General features: G+C 66.4%; 13 protein-coding genes. 8 read left to right on the top strand and 5 right to left on the bottom strand.

The annotated features are described in order from the left end of the window. The first annotated feature begins 7 nt into the window (after window positions 1-7). The 6 genes from ACLBKT_RS11965 (at window position 8) to bchJ (ending at window position 7375) form a co-directional block, all read left to right on the top strand. Window positions 8-1276: an acetyl-CoA C-acetyltransferase gene (locus ACLBKT_RS11965; protein ID WP_410183142.1), complete on the top strand. Its 1269-nt coding sequence runs from the start codon at window positions 8-10 to the stop codon at window positions 1274-1276. Continuing rightward, window positions 1269-2804, top strand: coding sequence for an acetyl-CoA acetyltransferase (locus ACLBKT_RS11960; RefSeq protein WP_410183141.1), 1536 nt, complete (start codon window positions 1269-1271; stop codon window positions 2802-2804). Before ACLBKT_RS11965 ends, ACLBKT_RS11960 begins: the two co-directional genes overlap by 8 nt. Window positions 2805-3020: 216 nt before the next feature. Continuing rightward, on the top strand, window positions 3021-4130 hold the full coding sequence (gene hppD, locus ACLBKT_RS11955; protein ID WP_410183140.1) for a 4-hydroxyphenylpyruvate dioxygenase: 1110 nt from the start codon (window positions 3021-3023) through the stop codon (window positions 4128-4130). A 119-nt stretch (window positions 4131-4249) separates the two neighbouring features. Beyond that, window positions 4250-4810: a VOC family protein gene (locus tag ACLBKT_RS11950; protein ID WP_410183139.1), complete on the top strand. Its 561-nt coding sequence runs from the start codon at window positions 4250-4252 to the stop codon at window positions 4808-4810. Window positions 4811-5139: 329 nt separating this feature from the next. Further along, entirely contained in the window at window positions 5140-6753 is a 1614-nt protein-coding gene (bchE, locus tag ACLBKT_RS11945; RefSeq protein ID WP_410183138.1) for a magnesium-protoporphyrin IX monomethyl ester anaerobic oxidative cyclase, read from the top strand. Then, window positions 6743-7375, top strand: coding sequence for a bacteriochlorophyll 4-vinyl reductase (gene bchJ, locus ACLBKT_RS11940; protein WP_410183137.1), 633 nt, complete (start codon window positions 6743-6745; stop codon window positions 7373-7375). The genes bchE and bchJ overlap by 11 nt, the downstream gene beginning before the upstream one ends. Here the strand turns inward: bchJ and ACLBKT_RS11935 are convergent. The 4 genes from ACLBKT_RS11935 to ACLBKT_RS11920 are packed head-to-tail and all read right to left on the bottom strand — an operon-like array spanning window position 7335 to window position 9783. After that, the gene (locus ACLBKT_RS11935) at window positions 7335-8282 is read right to left on the bottom strand and encodes a hypothetical protein (RefSeq protein ID WP_410183136.1); all 948 of its coding nucleotides are present in this window, start codon (window positions 8280-8282) and stop codon (window positions 7335-7337) included. The genes bchJ and ACLBKT_RS11935 overlap by 41 nt on opposite strands. Before the next feature lie 53 nt (window positions 8283-8335). Next, on the bottom strand, window positions 8336-8662 hold the full coding sequence (locus ACLBKT_RS11930; RefSeq protein ID WP_410183135.1) for a hypothetical protein: 327 nt from the start codon (window positions 8660-8662) through the stop codon (window positions 8336-8338). Then, window positions 8655-8870 (bottom strand): Arc family DNA-binding protein, encoded by a 216-nt coding sequence (locus ACLBKT_RS11925; RefSeq protein ID WP_410183134.1) that lies wholly within the window; start codon window positions 8868-8870, stop codon window positions 8655-8657. The genes ACLBKT_RS11930 and ACLBKT_RS11925 overlap by 8 nt, the downstream gene beginning before the upstream one ends. Before the next feature lie 7 nt (window positions 8871-8877). Continuing rightward, window positions 8878-9783 (bottom strand): SPFH domain-containing protein, encoded by a 906-nt coding sequence (locus tag ACLBKT_RS11920; protein WP_410183133.1) that lies wholly within the window; start codon window positions 9781-9783, stop codon window positions 8878-8880. 163 nt (window positions 9784-9946) lie between these two features. Here ACLBKT_RS11920 and ACLBKT_RS11915 point away from each other — a divergent pair, with 163 nt between their 5' ends. Next, the gene (locus tag ACLBKT_RS11915; RefSeq protein WP_410183132.1) at window positions 9947-11947 is read left to right on the top strand and encodes a TIR domain-containing protein; all 2001 of its coding nucleotides are present in this window, start codon (window positions 9947-9949) and stop codon (window positions 11945-11947) included. 47 nt (window positions 11948-11994) lie between these two features. Then, a complete protein-coding gene (locus ACLBKT_RS11910; RefSeq protein WP_410183131.1) occupies window positions 11995-12240 on the top strand; it encodes a hypothetical protein in 246 nt (81 codons plus the stop codon). A 56-nt stretch (window positions 12241-12296) separates the two neighbouring features. On the opposite strand, the gene ACLBKT_RS11905 is transcribed toward ACLBKT_RS11910, so the two are convergent. Beyond that, the gene (locus ACLBKT_RS11905) at window positions 12297-14606 is read right to left on the bottom strand and encodes a trypsin-like serine protease (protein ID WP_410183130.1); all 2310 of its coding nucleotides are present in this window, start codon (window positions 14604-14606) and stop codon (window positions 12297-12299) included. Window positions 14607-14694: the final 88 nt, after the last annotated feature.

The raw sequence follows: 14694 nt of genomic DNA, 5'->3' as shown, positions 1-14694 counted from the left end.
GACCGACATGGCCGAGGCTTACATCATCGACGCAGTGCGCACCCCGCGCGGGATCGGCAAGCAGGGCAAGGGCGCGCTGGCCGCGTGTCACCCGCAGCATCTCGCCGCGACGGTGCTGAAGGCGATCAAGGACCGCAACAATCTCGACACCAAGACGGTCGACGATGTGATCTGGTCGGTCTCTACGCAGGACGGGATGCAGGCGGGCGACATGGGGCGTATGGCGGCGCTGGATGCGGGCTATGACATCACCTCGTCCGGCACCACGCTCGACCGTTTCTGCGGCGGCGGGATCACCAGCGTCGCGCTCGCCGCCGCGCAGGTGATGAGCGGGATGGAAGATTGCGTCGTCGCCGGGGGCACCGAGATGATGAGCCTCACCGCCGCCATGTCGCAGGAGAAAATGCGCGCCGGGATCAAGCCGCCGATGATGGGCAGCTATAACGAGCGCCTGCAGAAGGTGCACCCGCAGTCGCACCAGGGCATCTGCGGCGATGCCATCGCGTCCAAGGAAGGCTTCACCCGCGAGGAGCTGGACGAAGTCGGCTACCGTTCCCAGCAGCGCGCCGCCGAGGCGATTGCCGAGGGCCGCTTTGCCAAGTCGGTCGTCCCCGTGGTGGCGGATGATGGCACGGTGCTGCTCGACCGCGAGGAATATCCCCGCCCGCAGACCACCCGCGAAGACCTCGCCAAGCTGGAACCGGCCTTCCCCAAGATCGCCGACGTGCCGCTGGACGCAGAGGGCACGACCTTCCGCAAGCTGATCAACGCCAAGTATCCCGATCTCGAAATCAAGCATTTCCACCATGCGGGCAACTCGTCGGGCGTGGTCGATGGCGCTGCGGCGGTGCTGATCGCCTCGAAGGACTATGCCCAGAAGCACGGGTTGAAGCCCCGCGCGCGCATCGTCGCCACCGCCAACATGGGCGATGATCCGACGCTGATGCTGAATGCGCCCGTCCCGGCGGCGAAGAAGGTGCTGGCCAAGGCGGGCCTCAGCAAGGACGATATCGACCTCTACGAGATCAACGAGGCCTTCGCCGTGGTCGCCGCCAAGTTCGTGCGCGATCTCGAGCTCGATTGGGACAAGGTCAACGTCAACGGCGGCTCGATCGCGCTCGGCCACCCGATCGGCGCCACGGGGTCGATCCTGATCGGCACCGTGGTTGACGAGTTGGAGCGGCGCGGCGGGCGTTACGGCCTTGTCACCATGTGCGCCGCGGGCGGCATGGCTCCCGCGATCATCGTCGAGCGGGTGGAAGATTTCGTTGACTGAGATCGCTGACAACACCCCGGTTATCATCGGGGTCGGCCAATATTCGGAGAGGGTGGGCGAGCCGGGCTACGAAGCGCTCTCCTATATGGACCTCGCAGGGCGGGCGCTGGGGGCGGCGATTGCCGACAGCGGGGCTTCGGGGTCGGTGGCGCAGGCCATCGACACCCTCGCCGCGATCCGCGCTTTCGAGATGTCGCGGCCTGACAGGAAGCCGCCCTTCGGTGCTGCAAGTAACGTGCCGCGCGCGATTGCCAAGCGGGTCGGGGCAAACCCGGCGCGCGCGATCCTGACCACCACGGGCGGGCAAACCAACCAGCAATTGGTGGGCGAGTTTGCGAGCGCCATTGCGGCAGGCGACAGCCAGTGCGCGGTGATCGTCGGCAGCGAGGCTATCTCGACCGTGCTGGCTCTTTCCGCGAAGGGCGAGATCCCCGACTGGTCGGAAGAGATCGAGGGCGACTTCGAAGACCAAGGCTTCGGGGTCGAGGAGCTGATGGAACCCGCCCTCTTCATGCACGGCGCGAGCGGGGCGATCCCGCTCTATGCCCTCGCTGAGAATGCGCGGCGGCACCGGCTCGGCATGGGGCTGGAGGCATGCCGGCTCGAAATCGGCAAGCTGTTCGCGCCCTTCACCAAGGTAGCAGCGGCGAACCCCCATTCTGCGGCTCCGGTCGAGCGCACGGCAGAGGAACTCGCCACCGTCACCGACCGCAACCGCATCGTCGCCGAGCCCTATCCGCGCATGACCGTTGCCCGCGATCAGGTGAACCAGGCGGCGGCGGTGATCGTCGCCTCGGCGGGCCTCGCGCGCGAGCTGGGCGTGCCGGAGGACAAGTGGGTCCACATCCACGCCGTCACCGCCGCGACCGAGCTCAAGCTCTCGCAGCGGCCTGACCTTGCGGGCAACCCGGCGAGCCTCGCCAGCGTCGACAAGGCTTTGGAGCGGGCGGGCAAGGGGATGGCCGATATGCGCTACCTCGACTTCTATTCCTGCTTCGCGATTCCGGTCTTCAACCAGTGCGACCACTTCGGTCTCACCGCTGACGACCCGCGCGGGCTGACGCTGACCGGCGGCCTGCCGTTCTTTGGCGGGGCGGGGAACAACTACTCGGCCCATGCCATCGCCGAAGCGGTGCAAAAGGTGCGCGGGGATCGGGGCTCGTTTGCCTTGGTGGGCGCGAATGGTGGCTGGATGAGCAAATATGCGACCGGCATCTATTCGACCGAACCTGCCGACTGGAGCGCAAATGATCGCTTCGCCGTGCTCCCCAAGGCCACCGCCAAGGTGCCGCTCGCCAAGGGCCCGGTGGAGAGCGCGGTCGTCGAAACCTACACCATCAACCGCGGCCCCAAGGGTGCCGAGGCGATTGTCATCGCGCGCTCAGACGCGGGCGAGCGGGTGGTGGGCAATGCCGACCTCTCGGACCCTGCCACCGCCGAGGCCTTCGAAAGCGGCGAGCCCTTCGGTAAGCGCCTGTCGCTGACGCAGGACGAGCGCGGGCGGACCTTGGGGCGGGTCATAACCTAACCCGTTCGCCCTGAGCTTGTCGGAAGCGAAGCTGGCCGATAGGCCAACGGCCGTTCTGACTTCGAATGCCGCGCCCGGAAACGAAAGTGCGGTGCTTCGACAAGCTCAGCACGAACGGGAATGGGGAATAGCCTCCATTGGCTCCAGCTTGCGCGAATCGGAGCTTTGCGGTAGATGGTTTCAATTGAAACTATCTCGCCAGTGAGGGCCCTGCCGATGAACGCGCCGACAAAAGACCTCTTCGACAATCCCGCCGGGCTCGACGGGTTCGAGTTTGTCGAGTTCTGCGCGCCGGAAAAGGGCGTGCTTGAGCCGGTGTTCGAAGCGATGGGCTTCACCCGCGTCGCGCAGCACCGGTCGAAGGACGTGCACCTGTGGCGGCAGGGCGGCATCAACCTCATCGCCAACTACGAGCCGCGCAGCGCCGCATGGTACTTCGCGCGCGAGCATGGTCCTTCGGCGTGCGGCATGGCGTTCCGCGTGCGTGATGCGGCCAAGGCCTATGCGCACCTGATCGCCCAGGGCGCGGAGCCGGTCGCCAATGATCCCGGCCCGATGGAACTGCGCATCCCGGCGATCCGGGGCATCGGCGGGGCGATCCTCTATCTGGTCGACCGCTATGCCGGCGCGGGCAACAACCTCACGATCTATGATATCGATTTCGACTATCTGCCGGGGGTCGACAAGCACCCGGTCGGCGCGGGCTTCCACACGATCGATCACCTCACCCACAATGTCTACACCGGGCGGATGAAGTACTGGGCCGACTATTACGAGACCCTGTTCAACTTCCGCGAGATCCGCTTCTTCGACATCAAGGGCGAATATACCGGCCTCACCAGCAAGGCCCTGACCGCGCCCGACGGCAAGATCCGCATCCCGCTCAACGAGGAAGGCGAAGGCGGCAAGGGCCAGATCGACGAGTTCCTGAAGGCCTTCAACGGCGAGGGCATCCAGCACATCGCGCTGATCTGCGACGATCTGGTCGCCTGCTGGGACCGGCTGCAAACACTCGGCGTTCCCTTCATGACCGCGCCGCCTGCGACCTATTACGACATGCTCGAAGGCCGCCTGCCGGGCCACGGCGAGGATGTGGATGCGCTGAAGATGCGCGGCATCCTGCTCGACGGCAGCACCGAAGGTGGCAGCCCCCGGCTCCTCCTGCAAATCTTCGCGCAGGCGCAGGTCGGGCCGGTGTTCTTCGAATTCATCCAAAGGAAGGGCGACGAAGGTTTCGGCGAGGGCAACTTCAAGGCCCTGTTCGAAAGCATGGAGCGCGACCAGATCATCCGCGGCGTGCTGAACGTCGAGGAACCGGCGGAGTAAATCCCTTCCGTCATGCTGAACTTGTTTCAGCATCCATCGAGCCGCCGCAAGCTGTGTTCGATGCGGAGAAATGGACCCTGAAACAAGTTCAGGGTGACGAATAGTAGGAGTGCAGGACCATGACCCACCCCGTCGCCCTGTCAGGCATCCACCACGCCGCCTATCGCTGCAAGGACGCCAAGGAGACGGTGGAATGGTATGCCCGCGTGCTCGGCATGACCTACACCACCGCCTTTGCCGAGGATCATGTGCCCTCGACCGGCGAGTATGATCCCTACATGCATATCTTCCTCGACGCGGGGAACGGCAACATCCTCGCCTTCTTCGAGCTGCCCAACCAGCCGGAGATGGGCAAGGATCCCAACACGCCCGCATGGGTGCAGCATCTGGCGCTGAAGGTGCCCTCGGAAGAGGCGCTGCTGGCGGCGAAGGCGCATATTGAGGCGCAGGGGATCGACGTGCTTGGCCCGACGCATCACGGCATCTTCAAGTCGATCTACTTCTTCGATCCCAACGGCCACCGGGTGGAACTCGCCGCGGACATCGGGACGGCCGAGCAATATGCCGAACTCGCCCGCGTCGCTCCGGTGATGCTGGAAGAGTGGTCGCAGACCAAGACCGCGCCGCGCCATGCGGACTGGCTGCACGAGATCGCCCGCGCGAAACACGCGGCGAAGTAGCTTCGGGCGTCACTCTTCGTCTTGTTTCTCGCAGAGACGCAGAGGAAAGAGAGACGCAGATACGTTACCGCGGCGAAGCCGCAGAAAATCTCGCACGAAGACACGAAGATGTCGCACCAGGTCGCGGCGAGCGCCGCCCTCTTCGTGTCTTCGTGTGAAACCCATGAAGGCCGCTGACGTGGCAGGCCATTCTTCCTCTGCGTCTCTCTTTCCTCTGCGTCTCTGCGAGAAACCCCCTCAGGCACGACCGATCAACATTTGATCCAGCGCAAAGCCCCCGCGCGCCGCATCCCTCACCTTGGGCCCACTCGAGAGGGGAGAGTCGGCCCATGCGCATTCTGTTCGTCCATCCCAACTATCGCTCCGGCGGGGCCGAGATTGCCGGGACATGGCCGCCCGCCTGGGTCGCCTACCTCACCGGGCCGCTGAAGCGCGCCGGGTTTGACGACATCACCTTCATCGACGCCATGACCGAGAACCTCTCGGACGACGAGCTGCGCCAGCGCATGACCGCGCTCCAGCCCGATGTGGTTGGCACCACCGCGATCACCCCCTCGATCTACGCCGCCGAGCGCGTGCTGGAGATCGCCGCGCTGCATGTGCCGCAGGCGGTGCGGGTGCTGGGCGGGATCCACGCGACCTTCATGTATGCGCAGGTGCTCGCCGAAGCCCCCCACATCGACGTGATCGTGCGCGGGGAGGGCGAGGAGATTGCGGTCGCGCTGTTCACTGCGATCAAGCAAGGCCGCTGGCCGCAGGACGCCCGCGCCATCAAGGGCCTCGCCTTCCGCGAGGGCGAGAAGGTCGTCGCCACCGAGGCTGCCGACACGATCAAGGACATGAGCTCCATCAAGCCCGACTGGGATATCCTCGACTGGAACCAGTACACCTACATCCCATTGGGCACCCGCGTCGCCATCCCCAACCTCGCGCGCGGCTGCCCCTTCACCTGTTCCTTCTGTTCGCAATGGAAGTTCTGGCGCGACTACCGCGTGCGCGACCCCAAGGACGTGGTCGACGAGATCCAGGAGCTCCACGAAAAGCACGGCGTCGGCTTCTTCATCCTCGCCGACGAGGAGCCGACGATCAACCGCAAGGCCTTCATCAAGTTCTGTCAGGAACTGATCGACCGCGGCCTGCCCGGCAAGGTGAAGTGGGGCATCAACACCCGCGTCACCGACATTTATCGAGATAAGGAACTGCTCCCTTTCTACCGCAAGGCGGGTCTCGTCCACGTCAGCCTCGGCACGGAGGCCGCCGCACAGATGAAGCTTGACCGGTTCAACAAGGAAACCAAGGTCGAGGAGAACAAGCAGGCGATCAAGCTGCTGCGCGATGCCGATATCTTCGTCGAAGCGCAGTTCATCGTCGGCCTCGACAACGAGACGCCCGAGACGCTCGAGGACACCTTCCAGATGGCGTGGGACTGGCAGCCCGATCTCGCCAACTGGGCGATGTACACCCCCTGGCCCTACACCCCGCTGTTCGAGACGCTGAAGGACCAGGTCGAGGTTCACGATTTCAGCAAGTACAATTTCGTGACGCCGATCATGAAGCCCGCCGCGATGGAGCGGGGGGAACTGCTCGACGGGGTGATGAAGAACTACCGGCGGTTCTACATGCGAAAGGCGCTGTTCCACTATCCGTGGCGCGGCACGGGGTTCCGGAGGCGCTACCTGCTCGGCTGCCTGTGGGCCTTCCTGCGCGCCGGGTTCAAGCGCACCTTCTACGATCTCGGCAAGGCCGGGTATTGGGGGCCGCAGACGAAGAAGCAGCTCGACTGGCACTTTGACGAAAGCCGCCGCGCCGCCGCCGACGCTGCGACCGACTGGGAAACCAATGCCGACAAGGCCGCGCAGGCGCAGGAACGCCGCGAGGCGGTGCGCGCGCAGATGAAGCAGCGGGGTGAGAGCCGCAAGCGGGATCGGATCGATGTCGAATAGGGCGCAGCTTCACGCCCGGCGCAGACCCGGTGCGCTGATCGGCCCCAATGCGGTGCTGCAAGCGGTGGCGGTGATGGAGGAGCGGCTCGGGATGGCCGAAACCGCCGCGATCCTCGCCGATGCGCAGATCGAACAGCTCCCCACGGGCCAGCACATGATCCCCGAGATCGAGGCGCTGCGACTCCACCGCTGGCTGGCGCTGCACGATCCGATGGGCGCGCTGGTCATCGCCGAGGAGGCGGGCGCGCGCACGGCGGATTACATCATCGCCAACCGCATACCGCGCCCGGCGGTGTGGTTGCTGAAGCGCCTGCCCGCTCTGCTCGCCGCGCCGCTGTTGATGGGGGCGATCCGCAAGCACGCCTGGACGTTCGTCGGCGCAGGGGTGTTCACGCCTGCGGGCGCATGGGGCTTTGCCATTGACCGCACGCGCGCCGACGACAGCATTCCCCCTCCTGATAGTCTGTTCCTGTGGTATGCGGCGGTCTTCACCCGGCTGTATCGCGTCCTGGTAGCGCCGGACTGCACCTGCCGGATGGCCGAGCCCGGACAGGACTTCGCGCCGCGCCGCACTTACACGATCAATCGGGCGCCGGACCACAGCTCAGACGGATCTCGCTGAGCGCGAGGTCATAGGTGATGCGCGAGCAATGCGCGATCTGGTCGCGGCCAAGGCGGGTCAACAGGTCGGGCCGGCCGCGACCCTTGCGGCGGCTGACGAGGATCTGGCTCTTGTCGAAGCGCGGGTCATTTGCGCCGATCTCGCCCACCCGCTTGGGATCGCCGTAGTCATCCACTCGCACCGCGAAGCGTGTCAGAGCCAGATCGCCCAGAATGATCGGTTCCGCAATGCGCATCATCCGGGTCCGGCGCTCGACCGCGAAATTCATGATCGCCGTGCCTTCCGTTCCGGGCTCGAACCCGCCTTCCTGATGGGTGGCAATGAAATTGGCGGTGGGGGCGGTGATGAGGTTTTCGGCCCGCCGCAGCGCGAAAATCATCGCCAGTTTCTTCTTCCCGACCACGACTTCGGTGCCCAGCCGGGTGTCGCCCTGAGAGCCGCTGCGTGTCATGGGGAAGCGCTGGATGGTCTCACCGTCCACGGGCGGGGACAGCACGAAGGTCACCCGCTTGTAGGGCAAGTTATGGACCCCGGTGACCCCATCGGCCTTGCGCGACGCGAAGCGCTCGGCCCAGCTGATCGGCATCATCATTGGGCCGCCGCCGAAATCCAGCGCCACCCCCGCGGACATTCCTTCCACCGCGAAAGAACCAAAGCGCCAACCGCGCCGCGTCTCGGCGACCAGTTGCAGCCGTGTGGCGGCTTCGCTGTTGATCACTGGCGCGCCGAAGCTGTCGGCATCAACCTCCAGCCGCAGCGGCGTGCCATTGACCATGACGGCGATGATGTTGTCGCCTTCGAGCACCAGCTCGTCCGGCAACGGGGTGAGGGGCGCAGACTCGGTAACAGGCGCGGGCGTCTGCGCGGCAACGGACGGGCCTGCAAGCAGCAGGGGCAGCAATGACACAAGCAACGGGCGTCCGACCATCCCGCCTCAACGCGGGGGGCTGGACAGCGTTCCTACCGCTCGCCGCGCCGCGCCCTGCGTTCCGTCTCGCGCTGCTGCCGGAGCAGCTTCTCCACATCGATCACTTCGGCGCGGGCCATCATCCAGCGGATGCTGACAAGGCTCCAGACGAGCGTGGCCGCCAGATAGAGCGCCAGCGCGGCCCAGAATTCCGGGCGACCTTCGACGCGTTCCGCATAGATGGCAAAGGCAATGGTCGGCACCGCGAACACTGCCATCCATGCGCCGAATTGAGTCCAACCGGCTTTCCCGCGCGGCATGATGGTGAAATTCCACGGCCCGCGCCGATACATCACGAAGGGCTTGTCCTGTTCACGCATCGCTCTCTCCTTCTGGCGCCGTGCCCGGTGGCCGCCCGCGCCGTGGCGCTTCGCTGCGCGCCACTTTTAGTCCACGCCGGCTGAGCGCTTCGCGCAGCAGCACCTCGATCTCGGCATTCACGCTGCGGAGCTCGGCATCGGCGAGCCGCTGGACCGCATCGTGCAACGCCGGATCGAGGCGCAGGGCAAAGGCTTTCTTGGCGGGCATGGCAGGATCAGTAGAGGCTGCCTGCGTTCACCACCGGCTGCGTGTCCCGCTCCCCGCACAGCACCACCATCAGGTTCGACACCATCGCCGCCTTGCGTTCATCATCCAGTTCGACGACGTTCTTCTCGCTGAGCTGAGTCAGCGCCATCTCGACCATCGTGACCGCGCCTTCGACCAGCTTCTTGCGTGCGGAGATCACCGCTTCGGCCTGCTGACGGCGCAGCATCGCACCGGCAATCTCGGGGGCATAGGCCAAGTGGGTGAGGCCGCATTCGTCGACCGTGATCCCGGCCACCGCCAACCGCTCGATCAGCGCGGCGCGCAGTTCCACGCCGACTTCTTCGTGATTGCCGCGCAGCGTCACTTCAAGGTGCTCGATGTCGTCGTAGGGATAGCGCGAGCCGATCGAGCGCACCGCGGCCTCGATCTGGGCGGTGACGAATTCGCGGTAGTCATCGACATCGAACAGCGCCTGTGCCGTATCGGTGACGCGCCACACGACCTGCGCGGCCATCTCGATCGGGTTGCCGCGCGCGTCGTTGACCTTGATGGTCTGCGAGATGACGTTGTTGGCGCGCACCGCGATCTTGGTCTTGCCCAACCACGGCAGCACCCAGCGCAGGCCCTCGTTGCGGTCGGTGCCCTTGTAGGCGCCGAACAGCTGGATCGCAGCGGCCTCGTTCGGGTTAATCATGTAGAAGCCGGTGAGGATGAACAGGCCGATGATGGCGGTCAGGATCGAACCGATCGCCATCAGTCCGTCGGGCGCATCGGGCATGACCACGCCGGTGATGAACATCCAGACCGCGACCCCGACCAGCGCAAGGCTGACCAGCAGCATGACATAGCCGCTCTGGGTGGTGGCCGGGACCTCGCGGCTGCGATTGAGGGCAAAGGGTTCAGCAGAGGACATGACGAATCTCCAGATGCGATATAATTATGATATCATATTTATATCATATGTTGAGGCCGTCAAGCCGTTTCGGGCTGCCCCCGCGCCATCATCACTTGGCGCGGCCCCCTGTTTGGCTGTAGCATGGCGTCCGGGGCAATTACGGATGGGGGAGCAGGCGGCAGTGGAAAGCGGCGACGACACTCCGGCCCCGCCGCGCCCCGTGCTGTTCGTCAGCTATTCGCGCACCGACCTTGCTCATGCCCGCCCGGTGATCGACCTCTTGGAACAGGCCGGGTTCGACGTCTGGTGGGACGGACGGCTGGAGGGCGGGGAGAATTATCTCCAGACCACCGAACACGCGCTTGAGACATCCGACTGCGTGGTGGTGCTGTGGTCGGCGACCTCGGTGAACTCGCATTGGGTGCGGGACGAGGCGCAGCGCGGACGCGAGCGCGGGTGCCTCGTGCCGCTGACGATTGATGGGACGATGGCACCGCTCGGTTTCCGGCAGTTCCAACTGCTCGATATCAGCGCTTGGGACGGCGCTGCGACCAGCCCCGAAGCGGCACGGATTCTGGTGGCGGTTCGGGCCAAGGCCGGCGCGCCAGCGCCCGTGCCCGCGTCCATGCCCGCGCCTGTCCTTGTCTCAGCCTCACCAGCCCCAGCGTCGCCCCCGCCCCCGTCCCCGGCGGGGGGCTTGGCGCTGTCGCGGCGGACGGTGATGATTGGCGGCGCGGCGGCGGTGGGGGGTGCCGGTCTGATCGGCGCATGGCAGTTCGGCCTGCTGGGCTCCCCCGCTTCGGCAGCGATTTCCATGGTGGTGCTGCCCTTCGGCAACGAGACCGGCGATCCCGACAAGAAGTACTTCTCTGACGGCCTGTCCCGCGAGCTGCGCGCTGTGCTGGCCCGCAATCCCAGGCTCAAGGTGGCCGCTCCCGCCTCATCCAATGCGATCGATGGGGAGGATGACTTTGCCATCGGTCGCAAGCTGGGGGTGAGCAATATCCTGCGCGGCGGGGTGCAGCGCGATGCCGAGCGGGTGCGCGTCACGGCCGAGCTGGTCGCAATTGATAACGGGGAGCTGCTCTGGGCGAAATCCTTTGACGGCGCGCTGGAAGATGTCTTCGCGGTGCAATCCGAAATCGCCGAGGCGGTGGCCGTCTCGCTGGTCGCCGAGATTGCGTCGGACGCCGAGGCCAAGCAGTCGCTCGCCGCACAAAGCGAGATTGGCGGAACGCAGAAGGTCGAGGCCTATGAGGCGTTCCTGCGCGGCATGGCGCTGTATGATCTGGGCGCTGGCGGGGATTCCAACCGCAGCGGGCTTGCCCAGTTCGACGCCGCCATCGCCGCCGACCCCGATTACGCCGCCGCCCATGCGATGCGCGCGACGATGTTGCTCAACCTCGCGGTTGAAAGCAGCAATGCGGGCGAGACGCGGCGGCTGTTTGCTGAATCGATCACTGCCGCCAAGCGCGCGATCGCGCTCGAGAAGCGGCTGGCGCAGGGGCACCTCGCGCTCGGCTTTGCGCTCAACAACGGGCAGCTCAATCGCGCGGCCGCCTTGCCCTCCTACCAGATCGCCGAGCAGCTGGGGGCGGGCGATGGCGACCTGTTGCGGCAGGTCGCGACCTTTTATTCCTATGGCGACGAACACGAGCGCGCCGGGCAGATCATCGACACCGCGCTGGAGCTTGATCCGCTCAACGCCCGCGCGTTCCGATCGGCGGGTTTCGTCGCGCTGCTGGCGCATGATTATCCCAAGGTCATCAGCCGGATGGAGCGCGCGCTGGCGCTGAACCCGACCCTCGCCAGCGTCTATTACGCGATGGCGGTCGCGCGGCTGATGCAGGGCGATGCGGCGGGCGCTTTGACGCTGGCGGGGAAGGAACGCACGCCCATCTTTCGGCTTACCGCCACAGCCGTCGCCGCCGCCAAGCTGGGCGATGCGGCGGGATCGGCCAGAGCCTTCGATCAGACCCTCGCCGAGTATGGCGATGCCGCGCTCTATCAGCAGGCGCAGATCAAGGCGCAGCAGGGCGACAAGGCCGCGGCGCTGGCGCTGCTGGGCCGCGCGATTTCCGAGGGCGATCCGGGTTTGCTCTGGGCCCCGAATGACCCGCTGCTCGATCCCCTGCGCGGCGAACCGGCGTTCAAGGATTTGCTAATCCGCCTTGGGTCGTGATAGCTTCGCGCCCGGCCCAAATGGGGGGCGGCAACAGGGGAAATCCGATGAAGAAGATCATGACTGCTGCGGCGTTGGCCGCAGGTGTGCTGGCGCTGTCGGCGTGCGGTGGCAAGAAGGAAGAAGCACCGGCGGCTGAGCCCACGGCCGAGGAAATGATGGCACCGGCCACCGAAACCCCGGCTGCGGACGATGCGGCCGCGGCTGCCGAAGGGCTCGACCCGACCGGCAACCCGATCGGCCCCGGCGCCCCGGCAGCGGCCTCCGGCGAAGCTGAGGCCGCGCCCGAGTAATTGCATGGCGTCCCCTTGCGCGACTGTTTCCCAGGAAACAGCGCGCAAGGGCGACCCTAACGCCTGCCGGTGCCTGGCAGGATCGCGTTGAGCCAGCTCTGCACCAAGGGATGGGCAATCCGGGTGAAGCGGCTCGGCACGCTGGTCCGGCCGCACTTCACCCCGGCGCTCACCACACCCAGCAAGGTCGGCACACCGCCTGCATCGCCATAGGTGATCAGCGGACCGCCGCTGTCGCCAAAGCACGCCTGCTCACCCCGCGCTCCGGCGGCGCAGAGCACCGCTTCGCGGCGCTTGTCACGGAAGCTGGTGAGGCGGGTGCAGCTGTCCAGATCGCGCAGTTCCAGCCGCGCTCCGCGCAGCTCCTCGGGCGGCGCGCCGCCTTCCAGCGCAGTGCGGCCCCAGCCAAAGGTATAGGCCGGCATCCGCGCCCGGATCGTGCGGGCCGTGATGGGCTGCGGATCAAGCCGGATGCGCGCGATCGGATAGACCTCGCCGCCGAGCTTCTCGCCCTTGGGGTCATATTGCACCAGCGCGACATCGAAAGCGAAGGTCGACGGCTGGAAATCGGGATGCGGGATCACGCGCAGGATGCGGTAGGTGTACCCCTCATTGTCGAGAGGATTATACAGGCCCAAGCGGATGCGGTGCCCGCCGGTCAGCACCGGAACCCCGCCTTCGTCCGTCAGGCAATGGGCGGCGGTCAGCACCCAGCCGGTGCGGATCACGGCCCCGCCGCATAGCACCCGCTGGGCCGGGGTCAGGCGCTTGCGGCCCAGTGTCTCGGGTCGCCACAGCAGCGCCTGCCACGGCGCATCGCCAGCTTTGACCGCAAAGCCATCGATCACCGCCACCACCCGCACGCAGATCCGATCAGTATAGATCACGCCCCGCAATTCGACGGTGGTGTTGGTGCAGGCGCGCTCGTTCTCTTCGGCTTCTCTGCGCAGGCGTTCCGCTTCGGCGATCCGGCTCCGTTCGGCGATTTCCTCGGGGCTGAATTCGGGCGGAGACAGGTCGCCGCCTGCCACCAGCAGCGGCGCGCCGGGATCGCTACGGATCGCTTTTTCCAGACCCCTGCAACCGCTCGCATAATCCGCGTCGCACAGAGCTTCATACAGGCCGAGCGCGCGCGGCTTGTCGGCGGGCAGGATCGCGCCCGACCACAGCGCATCGGCGAGGTTCGCGCAGGCGCTGTTCGATCCCGCCGCGCAGGCTGCGGTGTAGAGGCCATCGATCCGGGCTGGATCGATAGCAGCGCGAGCGTCGGCGCTGCCATTGGTGGCTTGATCCAGCGCCAGATTGCCCGCGGTCTCGCACAGCTCCTGCGCCTCCTCCGCATGTCCGGCGGTCAGGCACGCCACGCTCAGCAATGCGATCCCGCGCGGCAGATCCTCCAGCGGGCCGCCTCGGCGGGTGTATTGCTGGCCGATTGCGATACAGGCGGCGCGCTCGCCAAGGTCGCAGGCGGCGCGCTGGGCAGGCTCATCGCGCACGGCTCGGGCGGTGTCGCAATGATACTCAGCCAGTTCGCAAGCGCGGACATAGAAGGCGATTCCGGCGCTGCGGGCCTCCGGCCCGATACCATTGCGCAAGGCCCGCTTGCCGATCTCGGCACAGACCCATGCATCGCCCGCCCGGCAGCCGAGCGACTGGTATTCGCGCGCGCGCGGCCCAAAGCCGCCTTCGACCTCGATCCAATGGCGCGCCGCATCGCCGCAATCCCGGCTCTCGCCCGCGCGGCACTGGCGGTCGAGCAAGGCTAACCCTTCGGCCTGTTCCGCGGCGCTGCGATCGCTGCGCATGAGTTCGCCGGCGAGTATCGAGCAGCTCGGCGCGCTTCCGCCTGCGCAGGTCGCGCGGCGCAGGGCCAGCGCGGCGTCGGGATCCGTGACCCCGGTGACGCCCGCTTCCCAATCATCCGCCTGCGCATCGCACCCGGAGGCCGAACCCAGCGCGCAGGCGCGCACGAAGAGCGGGGCGGTTTGGCCCCAGTCGGCGCGGTCATCGGCAAAGCGCAGCAGCTTGCCCAGTCGGTAGCAGCCTTCTGCCGCCTCGCCCTCACATGCCTGACGGTAGAGCATTTCTGCCACGGGGCGGTTCTGCGGACGGCCCTTGCCTGTCTCGAAGGCGGTGCCAAGAGCGGTGCAGCCGGTCGGGTCTCCGGCATCGCAAGCGGCGGCGAAGCTGTCAGCCTCCTGCGTTTCGCGGGTGAGGGTTTCGGGCGACTTGCCGGTATAGGCGCGTTCGAACCCCGTGGCCGGATAGAGGCGCGGGATCGGCGCATCTTGAGCCGCGACCGGCGCGGCCGCTGCGAGCAATCCGGTCAAAAGCGCGCCCCACAGCGCCGCGAGAGATTTGTGCATCGAAAAGCTCCCCCAAGCTTGCGCAAGCACTGCGCTTTTCCCGAAGGATCGTCAAACCTCCCGTATCGGCGCTTGTAAGCGGGCAGGG

It is taken from the genome of Erythrobacter sp. W302b, from assembly GCF_046452395.1.
Lineage (GTDB): Bacteria > Pseudomonadota > Alphaproteobacteria > Sphingomonadales > Sphingomonadaceae > Erythrobacter.
The sequence above is the reverse complement of the archived record's forward strand: the minus strand, read 5'-3'. Positions and strand labels throughout refer to the sequence as shown.

Coding starts and splice junctions, on each gene's coding strand:
- ACLBKT_RS11965 (WP_410183142.1), top strand. CDS start 8: ATGGCCGAGGCTTACATCATCGACGCAGTGCGCACCCCGCGCGGGATC.
- hppD (WP_410183140.1), top strand. CDS start 3,021: ATGAACGCGCCGACAAAAGACCTCTTCGACAATCCCGCCGGGCTCGAC.
- ACLBKT_RS11950 (WP_410183139.1), top strand. CDS start 4,250: ATGACCCACCCCGTCGCCCTGTCAGGCATCCACCACGCCGCCTATCGC.
- bchE (WP_410183138.1), top strand. CDS start 5,140: ATGCGCATTCTGTTCGTCCATCCCAACTATCGCTCCGGCGGGGCCGAG.
- bchJ (WP_410183137.1), top strand. CDS start 6,743: ATGTCGAATAGGGCGCAGCTTCACGCCCGGCGCAGACCCGGTGCGCTG.
- ACLBKT_RS11930 (WP_410183135.1), bottom strand. CDS start 8,662: ATGCGTGAACAGGACAAGCCCTTCGTGATGTATCGGCGCGGGCCGTGG.
- ACLBKT_RS11925 (WP_410183134.1), bottom strand. CDS start 8,870: ATGCCCGCCAAGAAAGCCTTTGCCCTGCGCCTCGATCCGGCGTTGCAC.
- ACLBKT_RS11920 (WP_410183133.1), bottom strand. CDS start 9,783: ATGTCCTCTGCTGAACCCTTTGCCCTCAATCGCAGCCGCGAGGTCCCG.
- ACLBKT_RS11910 (WP_410183131.1), top strand. CDS start 11,995: ATGAAGAAGATCATGACTGCTGCGGCGTTGGCCGCAGGTGTGCTGGCG.
- ACLBKT_RS11905 (WP_410183130.1), bottom strand. CDS start 14,606: ATGCACAAATCTCTCGCGGCGCTGTGGGGCGCGCTTTTGACCGGATTG.